Here is a 24018-nt window from a genome sequence, read left to right as displayed (position 1 = left end):
CCGACGCTCTGCCGGTCTGTTCAAACTCGTACAGCGCGTCGCTCTGGCGGATCGGCAGCGGCAGCCCCTCTTGCTCCAGCCCGTTGCCGGTCACCGGCTCAGGCAGCGGCATTTGCAGGTGGCGCATACGCCGCCTTTGCAGGCGTAGGGCAGGTCGGCGCCCTGGCGCAGCGCAGCGTCGAGAATGCTGTCGTCTTGTTCGCCGAGCTCGATATCCAACCGGCGGCCGTCGAGCAGGATTGTCACCCTGGCGGCGTTGCGATCGCCGCTATGGCGCGGGCGGGCGACCAGGCCGCTAGTGTTGAAACGTTCGCTGTGGATGTGGTTGGCCGGGACGCCGGCCTGTTTCAGCACGGTCTGCGCGTCGTCCATCATCGATTCCGGCCCGCAGATGAAGGCGTGGTCATAGTCGCGGAAATCCAGCAGCGCGCCGCCGATCGCCGTCAGGCGTTCACGATCGATGCGGCCGCTGAGCAGCGGGCTGTCGAGGCTCTCCTGGCTGAACAGGTACAGCGGCTGAAAACGCTGCGGGTAGCGGTTTTTCAGATCCGACAGCGCTTCTTTGAACATCATCGAACGGCTGTTGCGGTTGCCGTAGATCAGGGTAAAACTGCTGCCCGGTTCGAGCTGCAGCGTCGCTTTGATGATCGACAGCATCGGCGTGATGCCGGAGCCGGCGGCGATCGCCAGGTAATTGCCGCGGCGTTCCGCCTGCGGCTGATAGCCGAAGCGCCCCTGCGGCACCATCACTTCCAGCGCATCGCCGACTTTCAGCATACGGTTGACGAAGCCGGAGAAACGGCCCTGATCAATCGCTTTTACGCCGATCTGCAGCAGGCCTTCCTGCGGTGAACTGCAGATGGAATAGCAACGCCGCAGCTCTTCGCCGTTGACCCGCGCCTTGAGCGTCAGGTGCTGGCCGGGGGTGTAGCGGTATTGGTTTTGCAGCTCTTCGGGCACCCGCAGGGTGATGGCTACGGCGTCCGGCGTTTCGCGCTCGATGGCGGCGACGTTCAGGCGATGAAAGACCGTCATGGTGTCAGCGCTCCTATATGCATTTGAAATAATCGAACGGTTCCCGGCAGTCGCAGCAGCGGTACAGCGCTTTACAGGCGGTGGAGCCGAACTCGCTGATCTTCTCGCTGTGGGTGCTGCCGCAGCGCGGGCAGGCGACCGGGCCGTGGGCGTGCGGCCGATCGCAGGTGTGGCCCTGCGGCGGCGCTACGCCGTATTGCCGCAGCCGTTCGCGGGCGTCGGCGTTCATCCAGTCGGTGGTCCAGGCCGGGCTGAGGCGAATGTCCACCCGCACCGGGCTGAATCCGGCGGCCGTCAGCCGCTGCTCGATGGCGTTGAGCAAAAATTCGGTGGCCGGGCAGCCGGAATAGGTTGGGGTGAAGGTCACGCGCCAGCCGCTGTCGTCGCGCACCACGTCGCGCACCATGCCCAAATCGGTGATCGACAGCACCGGCAGTTCGGGATCGCTGATCTGCTGCAGGCAGTGCCAAATCTGCGGGATTTCGGCGGGTTGCAAACGAGTGACGTTCATCGCGGCCTCCTACCACTGACTGTTTGGATAGGCGCGCTGCAGGAACTGCATCTCCGCCAGCAGCGGGCCGAGGTGTTCACTGTGCTGACCTTGCTTGCCGCCCTGACGGAACGCCTGCTCGGCAGGCAGCGTCAAGGTCGCCTGGCGCAGCGTCTCCACCACCAGCGCCTGCCAGGGGGCCTGCAGCTCGCGCGGATCGACGGCGATGCCTTGTTCTGCCAACGTCAGCTCCAGCGCGTCGGCATGGAACAGTTCGGCGGTGAAACGCCACAGGTTATCCAGCGACAGTTGGATCTTGCGGTGGCTGATATCGTTACCGTCACCGAGGCGGATCATCCAGCCGCGGCTGAAACGCAGGTGGTAATCGGCTTCCTTCAACGATTTGGCGGCGATGGCGGCGATCTGCGCATCGCGGCTGCGGCTTAGCGCCTGGTGCAGCTGCACGTGGTAGGCGTCGAGCAGGAACTGGCGCACCAACGTGTCGTTGAAACCGCCGTTCGGCTGTTCCGCCAGCAGCAGGTTATGGAACTGGCGCTCGTCACGGCCGAAGGCCAGGCTGTCTTCGCTGCAGGGCGGGCCGGCCAGTTCGGCGGCGTAGCCCAGGAAGTGGCGCGCCTGGCCGAGCAGATCGAGACCGATGTTGGCCAACGCCAGATCGATTTCCAGCTCGGGCGCGTGGCCGCACCAGGCGCACAGGCGCTGGGCGAGGATCAAAGGCGTGTCGCCCTGGCGGAGCAAATAGCTGATGCGCGGATCGTTAACCGTCATGGTCGCCTCTACATGTTCTTGATGCCGTCGGGAATGGTGTAAAACGTCGGATGACGGTAGATCTTGTCTTCGGACGGATCGAAGAACGCGCCGCGATCTTCCGGCTGCGAGGCGATCAGATGGCGCGATTGCACCACCCAGATCGAGCAGCCTTCGTTGCGGCGCGTGTAGGCGTCGCGGGCGTTTTCCAGCGCCATTTGGTCGTCTGCGGCGTGCAGGCTGCCGACGTGGCGATGCGCCAACCCTTGTTTGCTGCGGATAAACACTTCATACAGCGGCCATTCAACGTGGCTCATGATCTCGGTTCCTTATGTTGGCTATGCGGCGGAAGCGGCGTTTTTCGCGGCGTGGGCCATGGCGCCGTCGCGTACCCAGGCGCCGTCTTCCCAGGCGCGGCGTTTGGCCTGCAGGCGTTCGTGGTTGCATTGGCCGCGTCCTTTGATCACTTCATGCAGTTCGCTCCAGTCGATCTCGCCGAAGCGATAGTGGCCGGCGGCCTCGTCCCAGGTAAGACTCGGGTCCGGCGCCGTCATGCCCAGCGCCTCAAGCTGCGGCACGGTGTTGTCGACGAACTTTTGCCGCAGTTCATCGTTGCTGTGGCGTTTGATTTTCCAGGCCATGCTCTGGGCGCTGTGAGGGGAGTCGGCGTCGCTTGGGCCGAACATCATCAGCACCGGCCACCAGAAGCGATCGATGGCGTCCTGCAACATCGCGCGCTGCGCATCGCTGCCGTGGGCCATCGCCATCACCGCCTCGTAGCCCTGGCGCTGGTGGAAGCTTTCCTCTTTGCAGATTTTCACCATCGCCCGCGCGTAGGGGCCGAAGGACGCGCGGCACAGCGCCACCTGGTTGACGATGGCGGCGCCGTCGACCAGCCAGCCGATCACGCCGATATCCGCCCAGTTGAGCGTGGGGTAATTGAAGATCGAGGAGTACTTCATTTTGCCGTCGAGCATCTTTTGGTAGATGTCCTGGCGCGAACAGCCGAGGGTTTCGGCGGCGCTGTAGAGGTACAGGCCGTGGCCGGCCTCATCCTGCACTTTGGCCAGCAGCACCGCTTTGCGGCGCAGCGTGGGGGCGCGCGTCAACCAGTTGGCTTCCGGCAGCATGCCGATGACTTCCGAATGGGCGTGTTGGCCAATCTGCCGAATCAGGTTCTGACGGTAAGCGTCCGGCATCCAGTCTTTGGCTTCGATAGCGATATCCGCCGCGATCTTGGCGTCGAAATGCTGCTGATACTGTGCTTCAGTTGTCATGCTCGCCTCTTGGTGATTCGTATTTTTCACATTGAATATAAAAATGTGAATCACTTTAACTAACCATAAGGCTACAAACTGATAACAAAAAGATCAAACGAGATTCATGTGGTTTTGCGAGCGCACTCACAAGTGAATTGTTTATATTGTTGATTTAATTTGATAAATAAAATCAATGACTCTGTGTTAACGACAGGGAAAGCGGCTTGAACGCGCTTCTTGTTCTCTTTTTGTTAAAATTGAGTTTGGCGTAAACTGGCATTTATGTGATACGTAATTAAGCTGTAGGGTGAAAATTTATGAATTTTGGAGGGCACATGCAGCAGTTACACAGTTATCTTTCTGGCGCCTGGGTGTATGGGCAGGGAGAGAGCCGCGAGATCCGCCACGCCGTGACCGGCGAGGCGCTGTACCAGGTCTGCTCCGACGGCCTGCCGTTAGCGGCGAGCCTGAGCTATGCCCGCCGCCACGGGGGGCCGGCGCTGGCGCAAATGACGTTCCAGCAGCGCGCCCAGATGCTCAAAGCGGTGGCGAAACACCTGCTGGCGCACAAAGAGGCGCTGTATCAGATTTCCTATCAAACCGGGGCGACGCGCAGCGACGGCTGGGTCGATATCGAAGGCGGCATCGCCACGCTGTTCGCCTATGCCGGCATGGCCGGCCGCGATCTGCCGGATGATACCCTGTGGCCGGAGGATGAGCTGATCCCGTTGTCGAAACAGGCGCAGTTCGCCGCTCGCCACGTATTGACCTCGCGCCCGGGCGTGGCGCTGCATATCAACGCCTTCAACTTCCCTTGCTGGGGCATGCTGGAAAAACTGGCGCCGACCTGGCTGGCGGGCATGCCGGCCATCATCAAGCCGGCCACCGCCACCGCGCAGCTGACGCAGGCGATGGTCAGGCTGATCGTCGACAGCGGGCTGGTGCCGGAAGGGGCGCTGCAGTTGGTATGCGGTGGCGTCGGCGACATGTTTGCGCACCTGGATTATCAGGATGCGGTGACGTTCACCGGTTCGGCGCAGACCGGACAGCGGCTGCGCGCGCACCCGCGGCTGTTGGAGAAATCGATCGCCTTCACCATGGAGGCGGATTCGCTCAACTGCTGCGTGCTGGCGGAAGACGTAACGCCGGAGATGCCGGAGTTTGCGCTGTTTATCAAAGAGGTGTGCCGTGAAATGACCGCCAAGGCGGGGCAGAAGTGCACCGCGATCCGCCGCATCATCGTGCCGGCGGCGCAGGTGGTTGCGGTGCGTCAGGCCTTGTTGCAGCGCCTGGCTGGGGTGACGGTGGGCGACCCGCAGTTGGAGCAGGTGCGCATGGGGGCGTTGGTCAGCCACGAGCAGCGTGATGATGTGCAAAGCAAGGTGAAGTTCCTGCTGCGCAACGGCTGCGAGCCGCTGTGCGGCGCGGCGCTGGATAAGCTGGAAATCCTGGGCGACGGCGCGCGCGGCGGGGCGTTTTATCCGCCGACCTTGCTGTATTGCGCCGATCCGTTCACCCATCAGGCGGTGCACGGCACTGAGGCCTTCGGCCCGGTGGCGACGCTGATGCCGTATGCGGATACTGAGCAGGCGATCGCGCTGGCGTTGCTGGGGCAAGGCAGCCTGGCGGGCTCGCTGGTGACCGCCGATCCGGCATTGGCCAAGCGCTTCATTCGCGCGGCGGCGTGCGCCCATGGCCGCATGTTGATTTTGGATGAACAGGCGGCGGCGGAGTCCACCGGCCACGGGTCGCCGCTGCCGATGCTGGTGCACGGCGGCCCGGGGCGCGCCGGCGGCGGGGAAGAGCTGGGCGGATTGCGTGCGGTGAAGCACTATATGCAGCGCACGGCGATCCAGGGCAGTCCGGCGATGCTGGCGGCCATCGGCGGTGAATGGGTGCGCGGCGCGCCGGTCGCTGAGCACCCGGTACATCCGTTCCGGAAATACTTCGAGCAGCTGCAGCTGGGCGACAGCCTGTTGACCGCGCGCCGTACCGTGACCGAAGCGGATATCGTCAACTTCGCCTGCCTGAGCGGCGATCATTTCTACGCGCACATGGACAAGATCGGCGCCGCCGATTCGCTGTTCGGCGAGCGGGTGGCGCACGGTTACTTTGTGGTGTCCGCCGCGGCCGGGCTGTTTGTCGATGCCGCCGTCGGGCCGGTGATCGCCAACTACGGCATGGAGAATCTGCGCTTTATCGAACCGGTGAAGATCGGCGACACCATTCAGGTGCGGTTGACCTGCAAGAAGAAGATCCGCAAGCCGCAGAAAACCGCCGAAGATCGGCCGCACGGCGTGGTGGTGTGGGATGTGCAAGTATTGAATCAGGAACAGCAGCCGGTGGCGCTGTACAGTATCCTGACGTTGGTGGCGCGCCAACAGGGGGACTTCGAGGCGTGATGCGCGCTTGCCGCCGCCGGAGCTGCCGGCGGCGGCAATCTATTCAGATCAGCGGCTGACCGCGCAGCTGTTCCAGCACTTTCAGCGGCGAACGCTGCGGATCCTGCATCTTGTTCACCGGCAGCAAGAAGGTCTGTTCCAGCATAAACTGGCCGCCCATCGCGGCGTGCGGCGTTTGATCCGAGAAGCAAATCCAGCTGCTGCCCGGCGGAAACGCCAGCGCCAGCTGCGGCCCCTGTTGTTGATAATCGCCGTCGGCCTTCATGGCGTCATGCAACTGCAGCATCAGGTGGTCATAATGGCTGCGGCGGGTTTTGGTGATGCGTACCCGGTGCTGCAGCCAGCTGCTGAAGGCGGAGTAGCGCGCCAGACGCGGCATAAAGCGTTGCGCCAGCTCAGGGAACGGTTCGCCGACGCGCCATTGGCGAGGCTCGCCGTGCGGATTGATGTTGGTGAAAATGCGCAGAATGCGTTCGCCGTAGTTCGGGCGCGACGGGAAAGCGTCGACATGCAGCCGGCTGTCGTCTTTGCGCCAGGAGCTGCTTGCGCGCCAGGCCGAAACCGGATGCAAACGCAGGCTGCCGGTCGGATGGTGCAGCGCCTCCTGATACTCGGGCAACAGCCCGGCGATCAGCTGGCGGCAAGATTGGTAATAACGTTCCAGCAGTTGCTGAACCTGCTGCCGGCGCTCTGCGACGGCGACGCCGGTCAGCTTGCCGGACAGCGGTTGATAGCTGATGTTTTTGCGCTTCGGATCGACCAGCGCCGGATCCAGCAGCGGCATTTCCTGCTCAGACAGGGTGAAGGCCAGTTCGGGCAGAAACAGCACCTTGCCCTGTTCCAGTTCGCTGACTGCGCTGGATGCTTCCGCTGCCGCCCATTGTCGCAACGGCAGCGTCAGGACGGCCTGTTCACGCATAATATCGCCAGTAGGCATGAGATCTCCTCGCAAATCTATATCGCTTTATTCCCGCCTTTCAGGTTGCCGCGTGGTTGGCTGCACTGGCTTGCGCCGTGGCTGGCTGGAGCGACGCCAAAAGTCTTTGCGTCGGTCGCCCAAATGCAACGTGAAATTTATGGGTTCTATTATGGATGTATCAGCAGGGCGCAGTGCGCCGAAGCGTGCGATGGCTTCCTGATATATAGAATAGTCCTGATAAGGGTATCACCGGCAATGCCAATGAAAAGTAAACGGAGGCTAAACGAGGCTCGGCGTAGGCACGAATAATCAAAAATGGCACGAATTGTCCGCTGAATAGCGAGTTTTTTATCTTATTGAATTGTAATGGAAATAAATATGCTGCTTATTTATTGGCGTTATTTCATTCGAGAGCGGGGCAAATTGGGGAAATAATGTTTCGGCGGGAAATTATTTCATTTTTGTCGTGGGAATAAATCGGGCCGCCCAATTTTGGTGGCCCGATGAGTGATTAAGCGCCGTAAATGCAGTTTTTGCCTTTTTTCTTGGCCTGATACAGCGCGCTGTCCGCCTCATTGATAAAGCTGATCGGCGTATCGTTATACATATGCGGCACTTTGGCGCAGATGCCGATGCTGATGGTGACGATGCCGTGCGGGTTGCCCTGATGCGGGATCTTCAGATCGCGCACCGCCTGGATGACGCGTTCGGCGAAAATCAGCGCGCCCTGCACGTCGGTATCCGGCAGGATAATCCCCATCTCTTCGCCGCCGTAGCGCGCCAGAATATCGTTGCTGCGGCACGCCAACCCTTTCAGCGTCTGGCCGATCTGCTGCAGGCACTGGTCGCCGGCGACGTGGCCGTAGCTGTCGTTGTACTGCTTGAAGTAGTCGATATCCAGCATCAGCAGCGCCACGCTGCGGTAGTTGCGCGAGGCGCGCGCCAGCTCGTTCTTCAGCGCGATGTCAAACTGGCGGCGGTTGGCCAGGCCGGTCAGGCTGTCCAGCAGCGCCAGTTCTTCCAGCATCTGGTTGATGCTGGTCAGCTGATCGCGGGTACGCATCAGCTCGGCTTCGGTTTGCATGCTGTGCTTGATTTGCCGCAGCAGCACCGCGCCCATCGCCAGCAGGATCATCAGCAGAGAGAGGCCGCCGGCGGCGAACAGGCCGGCGTCGGTGCGCCAGTCCGCCAGCGCGTCGCGTTTCGACAGCCCGGCGGCGATCACCAGCGGAAAGCGGTTGACCCGCGAATAGCCGTAGATGCGCTCCACTTTGTCGTACAGCGAGGTGATGGTGGCGTTGCCGAATTCCGAATGCGGCAATATTTCGCTGAACAACACGCCCTTGGCGATATTTTTACCGATCGAGGCCGCCGAGTAAGGGCGGCGGTAGAGGATGGTGCCGTCCGCCAGCAGCAGATTTAGCGAGGCGTCGGTGTTGAGGGCGAAACTGTCGTAAAACTGGCGAAAATAATCGACGTACAACGTCGCCAGCACCACGCCGCCAAAGCTGCCGTCCGGGTTGTTGAAGCGCCGCGAAACGGGGATGATCAGATCGCCGGTGGTGCGGCTGCGGATCACCTCGCCGATGTACAGACCGCCGCCATCGCGGTTTTGGTGATATTTGAAGTAATCGCGATCGGCGTTGTTGGCGTTCTTGATGAATTTGCCCGAGGAGGTCGCCAGCCAGCGGCCGCTCGCATCGTAGATAAACATCCCGTGCAGCTGCGGCAGGTTGCCGACCTGGGTTTGCATCACCCGTTGCAGCCGGGTCAATTGCGAGGGCCCCAGCCCGTCGTTCTGGAGACGTTCGGTCAGATCGAGCAGATTGCCGTCTACCTGCATGAAGGTATCGTCGGCATGCTGCGCCAGCGAACGGGCGAGGTTGGCGGATTCATGCTCGGCGCTGCGCAGATCCCGCTGGTGCGCGTTCCAGATTTGCCAGCTGTTAAAGAGGATCAGCGTGGCGGCAACGATGATGACAAACACGCCGGCCTGAAATAATAATGGGGAGCTTTTAACGCTGCGCGGCGCCGCGGCATCCTGTATGGGTTGCTGCTGAGTCATGTCACCCTTGTTGTTTGATTACTATTCAATTTGAGTTAAGAGCAATCTTATATTTTATGCATAAATGCGCCAGACCTCTAGCCCTTAACGTGGCGATAGGGAGAAAGGCGCCTCGCACCCCGCATTTGCGGCGGTGTGAACGCGAAGGAGTAAAAGAGCCATGTCGGATTACATCATTATCGCTTTACTGACGCTGGCGGTGTATTACCCCCTCACACTGGGGGCGCTGGCGGTGATGATGTTCTTCGCCTGGCGGCGGCGACGGTCGCCTTATTGGCGGTTGGGGCTGGCGCTGTTGACGGTGTTGTTCGTGCTGTTCGCCAAAGCGGCGTATGACTGGCACCGCTACAGCTAGCGGCGCCATGCGGGGTTATTCGACGTTGATCATCCAGTTGACGCCGAATTTGTCGGTCAGCATGCCGAAGCCTTTGGCCCAGAAGGTGGCTTGATAAGGCATCGTCACCTGGCCGCCCTGCGCCAGATTATCGAACAGTTTGCGTCCTTGTTCCGCGTCGCTGGGGTTCAGCGACAGCGAGAAGCCTTTGTGGGAAGCGCCGCCGCTGTCATCCTGCGGACAGCCGTCGGAGGCCATCAGCACGCCGTCGCCAATCAGCAGACGCGCATGCATGATCGCTTCAGGATTGACATCCTGCGGCCCGCCTTGGCGGGCTTCTTCGGGCATGTCTTTAAAACGCATGACCATTTCAATTTTGGCATTCAACTGCTGTACATAGAAGTTAATCGCTTGCTCACAGTTACCGCTGAAGAACAAATAGGGTTGTACCAGCATGACATTGACCTCGGTTGTGGTCCGACAGGCAACGACCGGCCCTCGGGCGGGAAGAAATGATTGCTGGCGGCAATAATTGCCGTCGGTGACTTATTAGTGTAGTCCCCCTGACGTAGAATGCTCGTGCTAGGTGAGCGCCTTCGCCGCCGGCAGGGCGGGCGAAGGCACGAAGGCGGTTAATACAGCGAAGGTTCGCCGGGTGGGCGGGTTTTAAAGCGGCGGTGCAACCACATGTATTGATCGGGCGCCAGCAGCACCTGTTCTTCCACCACGCGGTTCATCATGGCCGCCGCGCGCGTTTCATCGTCCAGCGGGAAGTCCGTCAGCGGCGGCTGCACGATCAGCTCGTAGCCGCGGGCATTCGGCAGACGGCGCGGCACGAATGGCACGATCGACGGCCGCCCCATACGCGCCAGGATATAGGTGCCGGTCGTCGTGGCGGCGTTTTCCACGGCGAAGAACGGCGCGAACACGCTGCTTTGCGGGCCGTAATCGTGGTCCGGCGCGTACCACAGGATTTCACCCTGCTTCAGGTTGCGGATCATGCCTTTGATATCTTTACGATCGATCATGAATTTATTCGAGCGCAGCCGGCCCCAGGTCTGCACCCATTCCATCAGCTTGTTATTGTGCGGGCGGTGTACGCCGATGCCGGGGTTTTGCATGCCGAAGATGCGCGCGCCCAGCTCCAGAGTGAGGAAATGCAGGCCGATCAGCAGCACGCCTTTCCCGTCCTGACGCGCCAACTGCATGTTTTCCATGCCGCTCACCTTAAACCAACGGGCGATGCGCCAGTCAGGCCAGAACCAGGCCATGCCGACTTCGAACAGGCCCATGCCGACGGACTCAAAATTTTTGACAATCAGCGCCTCTCGTTCGGCGGCGGGCATCTCAGGGAAACAGAGTTCTAAATTACGGCGCGCTATTTTTACCCGGCGTTTCATCAGGGGCATGGCGATTCTGCCAAGGCCGTGTCCAAGCCGATAAATGAGCGGGTAGGGCAATAACACCAATAGATAGAGTATTCCCAGCCCTATCCACAGCAACCAATAACGAGGGCGCAAGAATTCGCGCTCAAAGCGTTGGTTTGAAATCATTTTTTCTGTTCTTCCTTTAATTTCGCAATGGGACCTTAACCCAAATTGTTATGTGCGAAATGATAGAGCATTTTTTGTGAGACCGGGTTTTCCATTCATGCTTTTTTTTACGCTTTATTTAAGCGCAGACGGAAAACGGAACGAAATGAGATTTTTACCGAGGGAAGGGCGGATATTCACCGCTATTTCAACCGGCTGGCGACATTGAAAAATAAGGACACAATTCAGCGCATCGCAAAAGTGACAACCACTATGTAACCTTAGAGAAACAGCAGCGCGGCGGAACCGTCCCAAACGGCCGCCAGCGCATACAGCAGCGCGAGAATCAGGACAAAAGGGGCATTGAACATCGGCGTTTCCTCCAGGAGGCTGTGTTTAAACTTTAGCCTGCCCAGATGACAATGGGATGAAATGCGATCGCTTTTGAAGCGGTGAAATTCAGACGGACGGAAATGGGTAAACCGCTGATTTTTTACTATAGTCATAGTGTGATGTTGTGCGTTTGTCGCCGTACGCCCCGTCTTGAACGGCTGTGGGCAGAGTGTCCAGAGCAAGATCGCGGAACGGGCGGCGCCGGACGTGAAACAGGTGACGAAGTTCTCAGAGGGCGGGTCTGTAAGGATTTGACATGTCATATGAAAATGACGATCTAAGCGGTGTTGAGCAACCGAGCGACTACGTTAAAACCACCGCCTGCGAAGTGCGCAGCGGCGTAAAGGCAGCGCTCGAGCAATCATGTGCCTGCATCAAGGATAACCCTTGGGCAGGGGTAGGCGCCGGCGCCGTCGTGGGCCTGGTAATAGGATTTCTGTTAGGCAAAAGGCAATAGGGAGAGTAAAAATGGGCATCATTTCCTGGATCATTTTTGGTTTAATCGCCGGTATCCTGGCTAAATGGATTATGCCGGGCAAAGACGGCGGCGGCTTTATTGTTACCGTTATACTGGGGATCGTGGGCGCCGTCGTCGGCGGCTATATCAGCACCTTCTTCGGTATGGGACGCGTTGACGGTTTTAACCTGGGCAGCTTCGTGGTGGCGGTCATCGGTGCCCTGGTGGTGCTTTTTGTCTACAGGAAGATCAAAGGCTAAGCAGCCGTTGCTCAACAGGGTCGCCGCGGCGGCCCTTTTTCGTGAAATCAATCCGGCTGTGCGGCGCGGGCCGCAGCGGCTGAAAGGGGAATATCATGGGTCTGTTCGATAGCGTATTGGGTAACATTCTGGGCGGCGGCGCCAACGGCAAAGGCATCGACTACATCGCCATTATGCAGTGGGTCGAGCAACAAGGCGGCCTGCAGGCCATTTTAGACAAGTTCCGCCAGGGGCAGTTCGGCGATATCGTCGGTTCCTGGCTCGGTAACGGCGAAAACCAGCCGATTACCGGCGATCATGTGCAGCAGGCGTTGGGCAGCGATGCGATCAATCAACTGGCTGAAAAGCTGGGCGTCGATCCGGCCCAGGCGTCCAGCACCATTGCACAGTTCTTGCCGACGGTAGCGGATGCCGCTTCGCCAAACGGTGAAGTGCAGCAAGACAGCAATGAACTGGGCGACATGGTCGGCAAACTGTTCAAATAATGATTATGCTCCCGGCGTCTGGCCGGGGGCATTCACTCCGCTAATTCCCTCGATCGCCGTCAACGCCTGTTGCAAATGCGCCACCCAGGCGCGCACTTTCTGCGGAATAAAACGTAAAGCGGGATAGACCGCATGCAGCGCCATGGGCGGGTAGCGGTATTCCGGCAAGACGGGAACCAGCGCGCCCGTCGCCAGCTGTTCGCCGATCAGCGGCCGCTGAGCGCCACCGATGCCGGCCCCGGCCTCGATGGCCGCCAGCAGCGATAAGGTATTGTTGGCGCGAAACGTGGGCCGCAGCGCGACCATCTCGGCGCCGTGGGGGCCGAGCAGGGTGAGCGTATCGCCATCGTTTAGGCCGCTGTAGCGAATGTGCGCATGTTTCACCAGATCCGCCGGCGAACGAGGGGCGCCATGCCTGGCCAGATAGGCCGGCGACGCGACCAGCAGGCGTTGCAGCTCACCCAACCGTTTCGCCACCATGCCGGGCGCATGCAATTCGCCGAAGCGCAGCGCCACGTCGATGCCTTCGCCGATGACGTCGGCGCGGCGATCGTCCAGCAGCAGCTCGATGGTGAGATCCGGATGACGTTTTTGGAACGCGATGGCCAAAGGGGTGATATGCCGTTGTCCGAATCCGGTCGGCGCATGCAGGCGCAAATTGCCCTGCAGCTGGTGGTGCTGGCCGTGCAACGCCTCTTCCGCTTCGTCGACCGCCGCCATAATCGGTTTGAGGCGCTGATAGTAATCATTGCCGGCCTCCGTCAGGGTGACCGCACGCGTGCTGCGAAACAGCAGCTGCGCCCCCAACTGCTGTTCCAGACCGGCGATTTGCTGACTGACCGCCGGCTGCGTCAAACGCAGATCGCGCGCGGCGGCCGACAGGCTGCCCAGCTCCGCCACCCGCATAAAGGTTTTCATTGCGTTCAGCTTATCCATGTCGATTTTGCCTATAGATATTTCTTATTAGTGTTAGTGGAAACCCTCATCTACCGCAAGTATCGCTAATCAATAACACTCAGGGTATCGATAGTCTGAGGGGTGACAAAATGGACGCAAAGCGACAGGCGCTGGTGATCGGCGCCAATGGCGTGATTGGGCGCCGATTGATTGAGGAGCTGATTGACCAAGGTTGGCAAGTGGTGGGCGTCTCGCGCCGGGGCGGCGAACCGGCGCCTGGGGTGCGCCACCTGCAGGTTGACGTGCTGGATGCGGCGGCGACGCGGGACGCGCTGCGGCCGCTGAGCGCGATTAGCCACGTTTTCTATGCCGCCTATCAGGATGCTCCGGATTGGGCGGGGCTGGTGGCGCCGAACCTGCAAATGTTGCAACACGTTGTCGAAGGGCTGGAGCCGATTGCGCCGGCGTTGGAGCATATCAGCCTGATGCAGGGCTATAAAGTTTATGGCGCGCATTTGGGGCCGTTTAAAACGCCGGCGCGTGAAAGCGATGCCGGGCATATGCCGCCGGAGTTTAACGTGGCGCAGCAGCAGTATCTGGAGCAGCGCCAAACAGGCAAGCGCTGGCGTTGGAGCGCCATTCGCCCGAGCGTCGTGGGGGGCTTCTCGCTCGGCAACCCGATGAATCTAGCGTTAAGCATCGCGGTTTACGCCTCGATCAGTAAAGCGCTCGGGCTGCCGCTGCGCTTTCCCGGGAAGCCGGGCGCTTACCACAGCCTGTTGGAAATGACCGACGCCGGACTGCTGGCGCGCGCCACGCTCTGGGCGGCGACCGAACCTGCGGCAGCCAATCAGGCGTTTAACATCAACAACGGCGATCTGTTTCGCTGGAGCGAAATGTGGCCGAAAATCGCCGCGTACTTCGGGCTGGAATGTGCGCCGCCGTTGCCGATGACGCTGGAAAACATGATGGTGGACAAAGCGCCGCTGTGGCGTGAGCTGGCGCAACGGCACTCCTTGACCGAGCCCGATTACCGGGCGGTGGCCGGCTGGCGTTTCGCCGATTTCGTCTTTTCCTGGGACTACGACATGTTCGCGGACGGCAGCAAGGCGCGGCGTTTCGGTTTCCATCAGTTTGTCGAAACCGAAGCCATGTTTTTCTCGCTGTTCGATGCATTCCGTCGTCGCCGCATCATTCCCTGAATGCGGCATAAATGTCCCCGCAGCCCCGCTGCGGGGAAAGGTCTCAGAACGTCAGCATGATTTTGCCGATGTGCTCGCTGGATTCCATCAGCGCATGCGCAGCGGCCGCCTCTTCAAGCGGGAAGGTTTTAAAGATTTGCGGTTTCAGCACGCCGCGCTCCAGCAGCGGCCAAACTTTCTCGTGCAGCTCGGCGGCAATCTGCGCTTTGTCCGCGACGCTGCGCGAACGCAGCGTCGAACCGGTATGGGTCAAGCGTTTCAAGAGCAGCGGCATCAGGTTGAGCTCTTTTACCACGCCGTTTTGCGTGCCGATTTGCACGATACGGCCTTCCATCGCTGCGGCCTGATAGTTCTTGGCCACATAGTCGCCGGCGATCAGATCGACGATCACGTCGGCGCCTTTGCCGTTAGTGGCGTCTTTGGTGCGGGCGACAAAGTCTTCGTTGCGGTAATTAATCGCCACGTCGGCGCCCAGCGCCAGGCTCGCCTGACGCTTCTCTTCTGAACCGACGGTGGTGATCACCTGGGCGCAGAAGGCTTTCGCCAGCATGGTGGCGACCGTGCCGATACCCGAGGTGCCGCCGTGGATCAACACGGTCTCGCCGGCTTTGAGGTGACCGCGCTGGAACACGTTGACCCAGACGGTAAAGAAGGTTTCCGGCAGCGCGGCGGCCTCGGTCAGGCTCAGGCCCGCCGGAACCGGCAGCGCATTACTTTCATGCACGGCGCAGTATTGCGCGTAGCCACCGCCGGCGATGAGGGCGCAAACCCGATCGCCGATCGCGAAGCGGGTCACGCCTTCACCGATGGCCACCACTTCGCCGGCAATTTCGAGGCCGGGAATATCCGAGGCGCCGGGCGGTGGCGCATAGTTCCCCTGACGTTGCAGCACGTCGGGGCGGTTAACGCCGGCGGCGGCGATTTTCACCAGAAGTTGGCCCGCTTGCGGAACCGGCACCGGACGTTCGGCGACGACCAGAACCTCGGGGGCGCCGGGTTGGCTGATCTCAATCGCTTTCATCGTGTCGGGCAGCGGTGCATTCGTTGACATGGTTACTCTCCTCATCGTGGCGGACGCGGTTATCAGGTGGCGCGTCCACAATAAAGTCTGCTGTTAGCTTAGCGAAATCGAATGAGGTACGCGTGGTCGAATAGAGCGGTTTTGCGAGGAAGAGGAGGAGACGCCGCCGCGATGGGCGGCTGGGCATCAATCGTTAGGGGGGATGCGGAACCCTTTCAATGAAACGATAAAGTGTTCTTTTCCTTTGGAGATCTTGGCGCCTTTATCGCACCACAGGCTGGCAAGCTGGAAGAAATCGTCGCTGCCGATGTCGTAAGCCAGTTCGATTTTCTTGGCTGTGCCGGCGCGGATGAGCTTTTCTGCTTCCTGGTGGTTTGCAGCTTTAATTATGGTCATGGGCGAAATCCTTGGTGTTAAGCCAGAACGGATAATCGCTAATCATCATATGGCCATATTGTGACAGTTTTGTGATGAAAGGATGACGGTAACCGCAGGCGCGGCGTGCGGCGTGCCGCGCCTTTGCGGTGAAAATGCGTTGTCGGTTACCGATCGTGCGGGCGAACGAATGCGCTTTTCTTCTGAGATTTGAAGTGTTTATAGAGCGCATAGCCCGCAATGCCGGCCAAGACGGCCAGGAGGGCAAGAGATCCTGTGGCCATGAACATCACCTCCGAATAAGAATGGCAAGGAGGCGTATTTGTGACATTCATCACTTTGCAGGGCAATGAGACCAATCTGTAATCGGAAAGGCGAGATGCGAGAAGGGCAAAAAAAAGCGCCTATAGGGAGGCGCATAAAGATTTGCAACACAGCTTGTCATGTTCAACACCAGGAGGAGTGGTGAACTGACGCCATTCTAAGCGGCCGTGATTGCGTGAGGTATAGGTATTCTCCGAAAGCGTCATTACCACTCATAGCCTAACTGAATGTTGTAATCGGGATCCTGGTTGGTGGAATAAGGATCGGATTGGCGGCGGCGATCGGTTTTCTTCACCGGGCCGTCATACGCGGGATAAGGTTTGGTGCGCGGCTTGCTGCAGCCCGGATGATCGCACTCGATGTCGACGCGAAAACCGTTTTTATCTCGCGCCTCTGCCCAGGTGATCGGCGGTTTCTCGGCCTTGGGCGCGGGCCCAGGCGACGTCGGCGGCTTGGGCGCGGGGGCGACGCTGGGATCGGGGGCTTGATAATTCAGCTCCAGCGCGCCAAGCGGGGCGCTGTAAGCGGCAAAGGCCAGCAGGGCGGCGGCGCTGGCGGCCGGTAATGTGAGCCATCTCGGCATGGTGAGTCTCCCTGGATGATTACGCCGGGCAACTATAAAACAGTAAAACGAGAATTACTATCATTTGCCTGCGGCGTAATGGGGATTCAGCTGGCGATCCCGTAGGCAGACGGGGTCAAATCCTGTGCGTTTAGCCGAGATTAACGCCCCTGCACGGCGAAAAAGGTTGCTATTGCCGCTCGCTCGTGAGTTAATGATGTCGGCCTGTGGTACAGACCTATTTATGCACGACATTTTGAGTAAAGTAGTTCAAATTTAAAGCGTTATCCCGGATAGCCCTTCTCTGACGAATTTCCTTTCCAGTGCCTCCATAAGTAACTGATGACCGGCTATCTCGCCCATGGCGGCTAACATTATTATTGAAGGAAATTAGACATGTCCAACATGATCAAAGGTCAAGTGAAGTGGTTCAACGAAGCTAAAGGTTTTGGTTTCATCACCCCAGCAGACGGCAGCAAAGACGTATTCGTACACTTCTCTGCTATCCAGGATCAAGGCTTCAAGACCCTGGCTGAAGGCCAGAACGTACAGTTCTCTATCGAGAACGGTGCGAAAGGTCCATCTGCGGCTAACGTTACCGCTATCTAATTGGCGTCTACCGCTGATTGAATAAAACCCGCCGAGGCGGGTTTTTTTATGCCTGCAATTTGACGGCGCATAAAAAAAAGCCCGCAAGTCTGCGGGCAAAAGTTCCTTGTTACTTCTTCATTTGCAAGCGCTTCTCTGGGGGGGAAACGCCTGAAGACAGGTTACGCGAGGACGGCTTAAGATTCTGCGGTCAAACCGTTAAGAAAGTGAAAATCCAGGCGGCTGCTACGCTGATAGCAGAAACCGGCAGGGCTGGGGCGGTGTCCTTCACCCGGGGTTTTGTAATACACTGATGCCAATCGCAAAGAATGGGGAAGGGTATGCAGGTTAACGATCGAGTGACGGTAAAAACAGATGGTGGCCCACGGCGCGAAGGCGTCATTCTGGCCGTAGAGGTCTTCAACGAAGGTACCATGTATCTGGTGTCTCTTGAGGACTACCCGGCGGGCGTGTGGTTTTTTAATGAAATCGACAGCCGTGACGGCACTTTTGTGGAGCCTTGCGGCGCGCCCGGGCAGTAACTTCGAATAATCTCATTAATTTGCTAACGAAACTGTCTATTTTGAGATTATTTCAATGCGGTAAGAATTTTTTTATCGACGACATAAAAATACCCGTTGCGCTAGCGGGGGATAACGCAGCAGGTATTCTTTTGGTTATCCCAGCGTTTGAGAACCGGATTACGTTATCACCGGAAATTAACGATGGGTAAACAAAGTGGGGGCGTTCTCTACGGTTCAGCGGCTATTGACGAATATTCCACTAGTCAATGTGTCGGTCAAACGGACAACGTGGTAAATGATCTGCTTGTTGTGCGTTTTTATTTTCCGCTTGATGTTTCCCTTGTGGGAAGAGACCGTTTTGGCCTTTATTTGCATCTGGTCTGATATCTGGATGGTGCCTTGCCCTGACATCCACATGCGTAACATGTTCGATTCAGTTTGGCTCAGCGTCACCGGCGTTTGATCCAGAGAAGATTTCTCCACCCGTAGGGATTTTTTCTCGAGATAATGACTAAGTAGCTGATTCATAGTCTCTGGTTTGATGGATTTTGACGATATGATGACGTTCTTGCGAACATATAAATAATCGTCGAAATGTACATTGGTAATAGCCATGAAGATGAAGAATAACGTATCCGGGTGCAGTGAAATCACCCGTTTTATTCGCTCCGTGGCGTTTGCTTCATGGATGAAGCAGTCCTCGTTAATAAACACCAGGCTAGGATTCAACTTACTGCATTTTTCATGCAGGCTGTCAATGTCCTCGATGGCATTAATATGGCGCTTCTTCACGCCATGCGAAGTCAGATAGTCGGTTAACCCCAATCTGGTATAGCTACATGAATCCATGATAATCGTTGGCATATCGCACCCCCACTTAAATCCGTTTTACTGCGGTAATATGAGAAAAAGCCTAAAAAGCCGAAAGGCAAAATGGAACAATAATTCAGTGTAGCGAGTGTTCTATCAATAAACACGACGGCACTCAATGATATTTTCATACTAAACTTATTAATCGCATGAATCTATAAGTTTGGCTTAAGTCAGAGCGATCCGCTACTCGCCCGGCGTCGGCATGATGGGCCTGATTCGCGCTTGGCGCCCGCGCCTGCCGGCATTGTCTGCTGATAATCTGTTCATCATGTCACGAAACAAAATTTTAGTTTGCTAGGAAAAGTCTTAAAAAAAATTCATGTGTCTTTTTTTTGAAGTCTTTTAGCGTGCTTTTTAAGTGCTCAAAAAGCACTCGCTTCTAGGCTCTTCTATTTTTAATCATAAAAATCATTGCGTTATGATTATCTTGGCACCTTTCGCTAATGATAAGCGCTTCTGTTTTTATCATAACAACAAACAAAAGTTAACATTATTGCTGGAATGTGTAGCTTAATTGTTGCCATAAATCACCATTTTACAATAGGTTATGTGGATATTTATTTCATATGAAATCATTTGTGTGAATGTTTATCGGTGATTGAGTGATTTTTCTAAACTATCGTCTTGCCAGCCGGTCGGCAGGGGCGGCGGCAGGTCGGAGTTGTTTCTGACACGCGCCGGTTTTAATTTGCTCTTGCACCTTTCAAAAACAGGATGTCGCGGTGAGACAAAATCAATATGGGCAGCCGATAGGCGATGCCCTCCCTCATTGGCAGCCGGCAGGCATGCCCGGGCAAGCGTTACTGTCAGGGCGGTTTTGCCGCCTGGAACCACTGAACCTCGAACGCTGGGGCGACGAGCTTTATCAGGCTTATCAAACCGCCGAGGACGACCGCGACTGGACCTATCTGTTTTGGGCGCGGCCGCAGACACGCGAGGATTTTCAGCATTACCTGCAGGCCCTGGCGTCCAGCGCCGACAGGCGCACGATGGTGGTGATCGATCAGGCGAACGGGCGCGCGGTAGGAACCTGCGCTTTTTTGCGCATCGATCCCGCCAACGGTGCGGCTGAACTGGGCACCATCAACTGGTCCCCGCTGATGAAGCGCAGTGCGCTCGGCAGCGAGGCCATTTTCCTGATGCTGCGCCATTTGTTTGACGATCTGGGTTACCGGCGCTGCGAATGGAAATGCGATAGCCTCAATCTGCCTTCGCGTCAGGCCGCCGAGCGTTTTGGCTTTCGCTATGAGGGCACGTTCCGTCAGGCGGTCGTCGTCAAAGGACGCACGCGCGACACCGACTGGCTGTCGATCATCGATGGAGAATGGCCGGCGCTGCGCTCGGCGTTTGCCGCCTGGCTGTCGCCGGATAACATCGGCGACGACGGGCGGCAAGAACGGCGTTTGCAGGCCTTCCAGCCCGGGTGACGCGCCAGGCGTTTAGGCCGTCTCCGCCAGGCAATGGCGCAGCGAGTCCAGCGTCAGGCGAATGTCCTGTTCCTCCGTCATCCAGTTGACCAGCGCGGCGCGGATCCCCGGCTGGCCGTTATAACGCGTAGGGGTGCAACGCGCCACCCCATGCCGGCTAAGGCGTTCGAGAAAGCGATCGCGCGCCGCTTCGCTGTCGCCCTGTGGATGACTGAGGGCAAAGCACACCACGTTCATATTCACGGGCGCCAACAGATGGAAACCGTCCTCGGCCGCTAACGCCGCTCCCAGCGCCTGCGCCAGTTCGACATTGCGCTCGACGATATCACGTATGCCGCTGCGGCCATAGGCTTTCAGCGTCAGCCAAAGCGGCAGGGCGCGGAAGCGGCGCGAATTTTCCGGCGTCAGATGCAGATAGTTGTCTGGTCGCAGCGTCGGTGCTTCCAGGTAGGCCGAATGGTTCTGAAATACCTGCATCTGCAGATCCAGATGGCGGGTAAATTGGATCGCGCTGTCATAAGGCACGTTCAGCCATTTGTGCGCATCGACGGTGATGGAATCGGCATGCTGCCAGCCCTCGAGCCTTGGGGCGTAGAGCGGCGAGCAGGCCGCCACGCCGCCGAATGCCGCATCGACATGCAGCCAAAATGGATAACGCTCTCGCAGCGCCAGCAGTTGCGGCAGATCGTCGAAAGCGACGGTATTGACTGTGCCGGCACTGGCCAGTACCAACGTTGGCTGGCCAGCGCCGGCGGCGAGCTGCCGCTCCAGCGCCGCCATATCCATGGCTTCAGACTCCGGCAGGCTGGCGACGATCGTCAACGCCTCGCGGCCGATACCGAGCATGCTGAGCGCCTTCACGCTGCTGGAATGTGGATTGGCTCCCAGAACCCGGATCGGGCCCAGCGCCGCCAGGCCTTGTTGGGCGATATCCACGCCGCGCTGTTGCCCCAGCCACTGCCGACCAATGGCCAGCCCGGTGAAATTGGCCATGGTCGCGCCGCTGACCAGGCTGCCGCTGAACGTTTCCGGCAGGCCCAGCAGGGATTTCAATTGCGTCACGGCCGCCAGCTCGATCGTGGCTGCGATGGTATCATGGCTGAGCAGGCTATTTTGGTCTGTCACGCTAACCAGCCAGTCCGCTGCGACCGCCGCCGGGGTGCCGCCGCCGGTGACGAAGCCGAAATAACGCGGGCCGGCGCTGGCGGAAATGCCGGCCTGATAACGTTGCCAAAAACGCTCCAGCGCCGCCAGGGCGCCTTCGCCGTTTTCGTCGAGCCGATCGTCGCCCGGTTGCAGCTGCTGATGCTCGAGCGGTGGGCAGACCGAGCGTTGCTGCAGCCCAGCCAGGAAATCTTCCGCCAGTTGGCGGGTGCGATCGAGGATCTGCGGAAACTGTGCGAGGTCCTGTTGTAAACGTGGGTGCATGGCGGCTCCGAAAGCGTCAGGGATGATGGGGTAAACATAGAACATTTGCCTGCCGGTCAAAATCGATGAAAAATAACCTTTTTGGATAGCCTGGTTAACCAATGATGAGTGAACGCATTCCCTTGCATGTCTTGCCGACCTTTGCGATCGCCGCCAGGTTGGAAAATTTGCGCGCTGCGGCGCAACAGGTGCATTTGACGCACGGCGCGGTCAGCCAGCAAATTCAGCTGCTGGAGCAGGCGGTCGGCTCTCCGCTGTTTGAACGGCGCGGGCGCGGCGTGCGCCTGAATGCCGCCGGGCGAGAGTTGCTGGCGGCGGTAGAGCCGGCGCTGCAGGCGCTGCAGCAGGGCGTCGCCCGCGCCCGGCGAGCGGCGGCAAGCCAGACGCTGCGCATCAGCGTGTTGCCGTCTTTTGCCCATTACTGGCTGCTGCCGCGTCTGTCGGCTTTTCATGAGGCCTGTGCCGATATTGCGCTGGATATCGATGCGTCGCTGGCGCTGCAGGATCTGTCGCAGCGGGGGTTCGATGCGGCGATCCGCATCGGCCGCGGTCAATGGGCGGGGCTGCAGGCGCAGCGCATCGCCTCGGGGGACGTGTTGCCTGTCGCTTCGCCGGATATGGCGCGAGAATGGGGGGCGGCTTTCGAGAACGGTGGCGATATTCCGTTACTCGAGCACGACGTCAGTCCCTGGCGCGACTGGTTCAACGCGCAGGGGCGCCCGTTATGCGGGCGGCAACAGGCGTTGTTCAACGATGCCGGATTATTGATTCGCGCAGCGGAGCAAGGGTTTGGCATTGCGTTGGCGAAAAAGCTGCTGGTGCAGGATGCCCTCGACGCGGGGAGGCTGGTGGCCTTGGCCGCGCCCTGTCGCCTGAGCGATGACGACGTTTATCTGGCATGGCCGCAGACCGCCGGGTTGACGCCGGCGGTCACCCGCTTGCTGCAGTGGCTTCAGCAGCAGTTGGCGGCGATTTAGCGGCGTAGCCATTCCGGTTGCGAGGTGCCGAGCGTGGTCGCCGGCAGCGCCCATTGCAGCGCCGTGCCCTGCAGACTCAACGGCGCGCGCAGGCGTTGCGCGGCCCCCCAGTAAGTCAGTTCCGTTTCAGGGTTCTCGTCGGCGCTTCCGGCCGGTGTCAGCGGTTCCGGCCGATAATGCGTCGGGTAGGGATGCGCCAGCAGCAGCTGCGCCGTCCGCGCCAGCGACAAGCGCGCGCGATAGCCGGTGCCGCGGTACAGGCGCTGCGTCATACCGGTCAGCACCGCCGCCGCCATCAAATAGCCGGTGGCGTGATCCAGCGCCTGTACCGGCAGCGGCACCGGCAAACTGGCGCTGCGCCAAACCATGCCCGCCTCCGCCAACCCGCAGCTCATCTGCACCAGACTGTCGAAACCGCGCCGGGTGCGCCACGGCCCGCTCCAGCCGTAGGCATTCAGGCAGACGTCGATCAGGCCCGGCGCCAGCGCGTGCCTTTCCTCCGCGCCATAGCCCAGTTTCTCCAGCGCGCCGGCGCGGTAGCCGTGCACGATGACGTCGGCGTTTCTCAGCAGGTGCTCAAACGTATGGCGATCGCGCGCATTGGTCAGGTTGAGGCGCGCGCTGTGCTTGCCCAACATCACTTCGTGTTCGACCCCGGGCTCATCCCACCCGTAAGGGTCGATACGCAGCACGTCGGCGCCCAAGCCGGCGAGAAAACGCGTGGCGATCGGCCCGGCGAGAATGCGCGTCAGGTCCAGTACCCGCACGCCGTGCAGCGGCCGGGCGACGGGCAGCGTCCAGCCGGGCGATGGCGCTTCCGGCTGCAATGCGGTGTGGATCAGCGGTTCGAGCGCCACGCTTTTACCCTGAATATGTTGTCGCCACGCGGCCGCCGAACGCATTTGGGCTGCGCAGCCGCCGGCCGCGATCACCGCTTCCTCCAGCTCGCTTTTTTTCCAGGCCAGCACACGTTCCGCCAGCGCGCCTTTCTTCGATGCCGGGCCCAGCACCTGCTCCACCGCTCGCCGATGGTGCGGCGCATTGGTATGCAGGCGTATCCAGCCGTCCGCCGTGGCGTAGTCGCCGGCCAGCGCGTCCCAGGCGGCGGGCAGTGTCCAACCCAGCGGGCGCAGCGTCCAGCCGAACCAAAGCGAGGCCAGGCGTTGATCGACCCAAACCTGCTGCGCTGCGGCGCCCTCGCGCCGCAGCAGCTCGGCGCAGGCTAAACCTGCGGCGCTCCAGGCGGCGGTGGCCAATTCGGTCACGGGAAAAGCCGAAGGCAATGCGCCGGTGCCGCTTACGGTGAGGCGATCGGCGGGGGCGGGGCATTGCCCGAGGCTTTGCCAAATCTCGTCGAGCAGAGTGTGGATCAGGGGAGTCATCGGCCGCTCCTTGTGGGTAAACGGAAATATAGCCTAGCG

General features: G+C 59.4%; 25 protein-coding genes and 2 pseudogenes. 10 read left to right on the top strand and 17 right to left on the bottom strand.

Translation table 11 applies throughout. From position 1 onward, the window contains the following. From H7A77_RS25555 to paaA, 6 genes and pseudogenes are all read right to left on the bottom strand, one after another. Positions 1–115 (bottom strand): annotated as a pseudogene (locus H7A77_RS25555) (hypothetical protein); the annotation flags it as partial. Next, a pseudogene (paaE, locus tag H7A77_RS02230) lies at positions 106–1035 on the bottom strand (1,2-phenylacetyl-CoA epoxidase subunit PaaE); the annotation flags it as partial. The pseudogenes paaE and H7A77_RS25555, both read right to left, overlap by 10 nt. A 13-nt stretch (positions 1036–1048) precedes the next feature. Continuing rightward, positions 1049–1546 (bottom strand): 1,2-phenylacetyl-CoA epoxidase subunit PaaD, encoded by a 498-nt coding sequence (paaD, locus tag H7A77_RS02225; RefSeq protein ID WP_042784925.1) that lies wholly within the window; start codon positions 1544–1546, stop codon positions 1049–1051. Positions 1547–1555: 9 nt separating this feature from the next. After that, on the bottom strand, positions 1556–2314 hold the full coding sequence (paaC, locus tag H7A77_RS02220) for a 1,2-phenylacetyl-CoA epoxidase subunit PaaC (protein ID WP_042784923.1): 759 nt from the start codon (positions 2312–2314) through the stop codon (positions 1556–1558). An 8-nt stretch (positions 2315–2322) separates the two neighbouring features. Beyond that, positions 2323–2610, bottom strand: coding sequence for a 1,2-phenylacetyl-CoA epoxidase subunit PaaB (paaB, locus tag H7A77_RS02215; protein ID WP_004935173.1), 288 nt, complete (start codon positions 2608–2610; stop codon positions 2323–2325). Between the two features lie 21 nt (positions 2611–2631). After that, complete coding sequence (gene paaA, locus H7A77_RS02210; RefSeq protein ID WP_042784922.1) at positions 2632–3570, bottom strand: 1,2-phenylacetyl-CoA epoxidase subunit PaaA; 939 nt, start codon at positions 3568–3570, stop codon at positions 2632–2634. A gap of 317 nt (positions 3571–3887) precedes the next feature. On the opposite strand from paaA, the gene paaZ reads away from it, so the two are divergent. Next, a complete protein-coding gene (gene paaZ / locus H7A77_RS02205) occupies positions 3888–5954 on the top strand; it encodes a phenylacetic acid degradation bifunctional protein PaaZ (protein ID WP_182073764.1) in 2067 nt (688 codons plus the stop codon). 43 nt (positions 5955–5997) lie between these two features. On the opposite strand, the gene H7A77_RS02200 is transcribed toward paaZ, so the two are convergent. Together H7A77_RS02200 and H7A77_RS02195 are read right to left on the bottom strand one after the other, a co-directional pair. Further along, the gene (locus H7A77_RS02200) at positions 5998–6891 is read right to left on the bottom strand and encodes a Kdo hydroxylase family protein (protein WP_182073763.1); all 894 of its coding nucleotides are present in this window, start codon (positions 6889–6891) and stop codon (positions 5998–6000) included. A gap of 493 nt (positions 6892–7384) precedes the next feature. Beyond that, entirely contained in the window at positions 7385–8938 is a 1554-nt protein-coding gene (locus H7A77_RS02195; RefSeq protein ID WP_060660554.1) for a sensor domain-containing diguanylate cyclase, read from the bottom strand. A 160-nt stretch (positions 8939–9098) separates the two neighbouring features. Between H7A77_RS02195 and H7A77_RS02190 the strand changes: the two genes are divergently transcribed. Then, entirely contained in the window at positions 9099–9293 is a 195-nt protein-coding gene (locus H7A77_RS02190; protein WP_089191962.1) for a hypothetical protein, read from the top strand. A 15-nt stretch (positions 9294–9308) separates the two neighbouring features. Here H7A77_RS02190 and yjdN read toward each other — a convergent pair whose 3' ends face one another. Continuing rightward, the gene (yjdN, locus tag H7A77_RS02185; RefSeq protein ID WP_046687369.1) at positions 9309–9728 is read right to left on the bottom strand and encodes a VOC family metalloprotein YjdN; all 420 of its coding nucleotides are present in this window, start codon (positions 9726–9728) and stop codon (positions 9309–9311) included. 176 nt (positions 9729–9904) lie between these two features. Further along, a complete protein-coding gene (locus H7A77_RS02180; RefSeq protein WP_033650814.1) occupies positions 9905–10825 on the bottom strand; it encodes a Kdo(2)-lipid IV(A) acyltransferase in 921 nt (306 codons plus the stop codon). 628 nt (positions 10826–11453) lie between these two features. Between H7A77_RS02180 and H7A77_RS25490 the strand changes: the two genes are divergently transcribed. From H7A77_RS25490 to H7A77_RS02170, 3 genes are all read left to right on the top strand, one after another. Then, on the top strand, positions 11454–11654 hold the full coding sequence (locus H7A77_RS25490; protein WP_033643599.1) for a DUF883 family protein: 201 nt from the start codon (positions 11454–11456) through the stop codon (positions 11652–11654). 11 nt (positions 11655–11665) lie between these two features. After that, the gene (locus tag H7A77_RS02175; protein WP_004935146.1) at positions 11666–11914 is read left to right on the top strand and encodes a GlsB/YeaQ/YmgE family stress response membrane protein; all 249 of its coding nucleotides are present in this window, start codon (positions 11666–11668) and stop codon (positions 11912–11914) included. Between the two features lie 95 nt (positions 11915–12009). Continuing rightward, on the top strand, positions 12010–12399 hold the full coding sequence (locus H7A77_RS02170) for a YidB family protein (protein WP_019453502.1): 390 nt from the start codon (positions 12010–12012) through the stop codon (positions 12397–12399). Between the two features lie 3 nt (positions 12400–12402). Here the strand turns inward: H7A77_RS02170 and H7A77_RS02165 are convergent, their stop codons facing one another. Continuing rightward, positions 12403–13335, bottom strand: coding sequence for a LysR family transcriptional regulator (locus H7A77_RS02165; RefSeq protein WP_033650815.1), 933 nt, complete (start codon positions 13333–13335; stop codon positions 12403–12405). Positions 13336–13445: 110 nt separating this feature from the next. Between H7A77_RS02165 and H7A77_RS02160 the strand changes: the two genes are divergently transcribed. Next, complete coding sequence (locus H7A77_RS02160; RefSeq protein ID WP_182073762.1) at positions 13446–14498, top strand: SDR family oxidoreductase; 1053 nt, start codon at positions 13446–13448, stop codon at positions 14496–14498. 43 nt (positions 14499–14541) lie between these two features. Here the strand turns inward: H7A77_RS02160 and H7A77_RS02155 are convergent, their stop codons facing one another. The 3 genes from H7A77_RS02155 to H7A77_RS02145 form a co-directional block, all read right to left on the bottom strand. Further along, on the bottom strand, positions 14542–15549 hold the full coding sequence (locus H7A77_RS02155) for an NAD(P)H-quinone oxidoreductase (RefSeq protein WP_033643596.1): 1008 nt from the start codon (positions 15547–15549) through the stop codon (positions 14542–14544). A 156-nt stretch (positions 15550–15705) separates the two neighbouring features. Then, complete coding sequence (locus H7A77_RS02150; RefSeq protein WP_004935132.1) at positions 15706–15915, bottom strand: hypothetical protein; 210 nt, start codon at positions 15913–15915, stop codon at positions 15706–15708. A gap of 508 nt (positions 15916–16423) precedes the next feature. Beyond that, positions 16424–16801: a hypothetical protein gene (locus H7A77_RS02145; RefSeq protein ID WP_033643595.1), complete on the bottom strand. Its 378-nt coding sequence runs from the start codon at positions 16799–16801 to the stop codon at positions 16424–16426. A gap of 375 nt (positions 16802–17176) precedes the next feature. Between H7A77_RS02145 and cspE the strand changes: the two genes are divergently transcribed. Together cspE and dsrB are read left to right on the top strand one after the other, a co-directional pair. Then, positions 17177–17389, top strand: a complete 213-nt coding sequence (gene cspE / locus H7A77_RS02140) for a transcription antiterminator/RNA stability regulator CspE (RefSeq protein ID WP_004935122.1) — start codon at positions 17177–17179, stop codon at positions 17387–17389. 320 nt (positions 17390–17709) lie between these two features. Then, positions 17710–17910 (top strand): protein DsrB, encoded by a 201-nt coding sequence (gene dsrB, locus H7A77_RS02135; protein WP_033643594.1) that lies wholly within the window; start codon positions 17710–17712, stop codon positions 17908–17910. 216 nt (positions 17911–18126) lie between these two features. On the opposite strand, the gene rcsA is transcribed toward dsrB, so the two are convergent. After that, positions 18127–18756, bottom strand: a complete 630-nt coding sequence (rcsA, locus tag H7A77_RS02130) for a transcriptional regulator RcsA (protein ID WP_019453510.1) — start codon at positions 18754–18756, stop codon at positions 18127–18129. Positions 18757–19550: 794 nt separating this feature from the next. Between rcsA and H7A77_RS02125 the strand changes: the two genes are divergently transcribed. Continuing rightward, complete coding sequence (locus H7A77_RS02125) at positions 19551–20192, top strand: GNAT family N-acetyltransferase (RefSeq protein ID WP_033643593.1); 642 nt, start codon at positions 19551–19553, stop codon at positions 20190–20192. A gap of 12 nt (positions 20193–20204) precedes the next feature. On the opposite strand, the gene H7A77_RS02120 is transcribed toward H7A77_RS02125, so the two are convergent. Then, on the bottom strand, positions 20205–21620 hold the full coding sequence (locus H7A77_RS02120; protein WP_182073761.1) for a pyridoxal-dependent decarboxylase: 1416 nt from the start codon (positions 21618–21620) through the stop codon (positions 20205–20207). Positions 21621–21721: 101 nt separating this feature from the next. Here H7A77_RS02120 and H7A77_RS02115 point away from each other — a divergent pair, with 101 nt between their 5' ends. Continuing rightward, complete coding sequence (locus H7A77_RS02115; protein ID WP_182073760.1) at positions 21722–22597, top strand: LysR substrate-binding domain-containing protein; 876 nt, start codon at positions 21722–21724, stop codon at positions 22595–22597. Here the strand turns inward: H7A77_RS02115 and H7A77_RS02110 are convergent. Continuing rightward, entirely contained in the window at positions 22594–23979 is a 1386-nt protein-coding gene (locus tag H7A77_RS02110) for a CoA transferase (RefSeq protein ID WP_182073759.1), read from the bottom strand. The genes H7A77_RS02115 and H7A77_RS02110 overlap by 4 nt on opposite strands. Between the last annotated feature and the right edge of the window lie 39 nt (positions 23980–24018).

The organism is Serratia sp. ME47 (assembly GCF_903970925.1).
GTDB lineage: Bacteria > Pseudomonadota > Gammaproteobacteria > Enterobacterales > Enterobacteriaceae > Serratia > Serratia ureilytica.
Note: the sequence above shows the minus strand (reverse complement) of the source record. Positions and strands in the feature narration are given on the sequence as shown.

Excerpts from the sequence above, each read along its gene's own strand:
- H7A77_RS02170 (WP_019453502.1), top strand. The coding sequence starts at position 12,010 with ATGGGTCTGTTCGATAGCGTATTGGGTAACATTCTGGGCGGCGGCGCC.
- H7A77_RS02195 (WP_060660554.1), bottom strand. The coding sequence starts at position 8,938 with ATGACTCAGCAGCAACCCATACAGGATGCCGCGGCGCCGCGCAGCGTT.
- H7A77_RS02200 (WP_182073763.1), bottom strand. The coding sequence starts at position 6,891 with ATGCCTACTGGCGATATTATGCGTGAACAGGCCGTCCTGACGCTGCCG.
- H7A77_RS02175 (WP_004935146.1), top strand. The coding sequence starts at position 11,666 with ATGGGCATCATTTCCTGGATCATTTTTGGTTTAATCGCCGGTATCCTG.
- paaC (WP_042784923.1), bottom strand. The coding sequence starts at position 2,314 with ATGACGGTTAACGATCCGCGCATCAGCTATTTGCTCCGCCAGGGCGAC.
- H7A77_RS02160 (WP_182073762.1), top strand. The coding sequence starts at position 13,446 with ATGGACGCAAAGCGACAGGCGCTGGTGATCGGCGCCAATGGCGTGATT.
- H7A77_RS02190 (WP_089191962.1), top strand. The coding sequence starts at position 9,099 with ATGTCGGATTACATCATTATCGCTTTACTGACGCTGGCGGTGTATTAC.
- H7A77_RS02145 (WP_033643595.1), bottom strand. The coding sequence starts at position 16,801 with ATGCCGAGATGGCTCACATTACCGGCCGCCAGCGCCGCCGCCCTGCTG.
- rcsA (WP_019453510.1), bottom strand. The coding sequence starts at position 18,756 with ATGCCAACGATTATCATGGATTCATGTAGCTATACCAGATTGGGGTTA.
- H7A77_RS02150 (WP_004935132.1), bottom strand. The coding sequence starts at position 15,915 with ATGACCATAATTAAAGCTGCAAACCACCAGGAAGCAGAAAAGCTCATC.
- H7A77_RS02115 (WP_182073760.1), top strand. The coding sequence starts at position 21,722 with ATGATGAGTGAACGCATTCCCTTGCATGTCTTGCCGACCTTTGCGATC.
- H7A77_RS02125 (WP_033643593.1), top strand. The coding sequence starts at position 19,551 with ATGCCCGGGCAAGCGTTACTGTCAGGGCGGTTTTGCCGCCTGGAACCA.
- dsrB (WP_033643594.1), top strand. The coding sequence starts at position 17,710 with ATGCAGGTTAACGATCGAGTGACGGTAAAAACAGATGGTGGCCCACGG.
- H7A77_RS25490 (WP_033643599.1), top strand. The coding sequence starts at position 11,454 with ATGTCATATGAAAATGACGATCTAAGCGGTGTTGAGCAACCGAGCGAC.
- yjdN (WP_046687369.1), bottom strand. The coding sequence starts at position 9,728 with ATGCTGGTACAACCCTATTTGTTCTTCAGCGGTAACTGTGAGCAAGCG.
- paaB (WP_004935173.1), bottom strand. The coding sequence starts at position 2,610 with ATGAGCCACGTTGAATGGCCGCTGTATGAAGTGTTTATCCGCAGCAAA.
- H7A77_RS02155 (WP_033643596.1), bottom strand. The coding sequence starts at position 15,549 with ATGTCAACGAATGCACCGCTGCCCGACACGATGAAAGCGATTGAGATC.
- paaA (WP_042784922.1), bottom strand. The coding sequence starts at position 3,570 with ATGACAACTGAAGCACAGTATCAGCAGCATTTCGACGCCAAGATCGCG.
- H7A77_RS02110 (WP_182073759.1), bottom strand. The coding sequence starts at position 23,979 with ATGACTCCCCTGATCCACACTCTGCTCGACGAGATTTGGCAAAGCCTC.
- paaD (WP_042784925.1), bottom strand. The coding sequence starts at position 1,546 with ATGAACGTCACTCGTTTGCAACCCGCCGAAATCCCGCAGATTTGGCAC.
- H7A77_RS02120 (WP_182073761.1), bottom strand. The coding sequence starts at position 21,620 with ATGCACCCACGTTTACAACAGGACCTCGCACAGTTTCCGCAGATCCTC.
- cspE (WP_004935122.1), top strand. The coding sequence starts at position 17,177 with ATGTCCAACATGATCAAAGGTCAAGTGAAGTGGTTCAACGAAGCTAAA.
- paaZ (WP_182073764.1), top strand. The coding sequence starts at position 3,888 with ATGCAGCAGTTACACAGTTATCTTTCTGGCGCCTGGGTGTATGGGCAG.
- H7A77_RS02180 (WP_033650814.1), bottom strand. The coding sequence starts at position 10,825 with ATGATTTCAAACCAACGCTTTGAGCGCGAATTCTTGCGCCCTCGTTAT.
- H7A77_RS02165 (WP_033650815.1), bottom strand. The coding sequence starts at position 13,335 with ATGGATAAGCTGAACGCAATGAAAACCTTTATGCGGGTGGCGGAGCTG.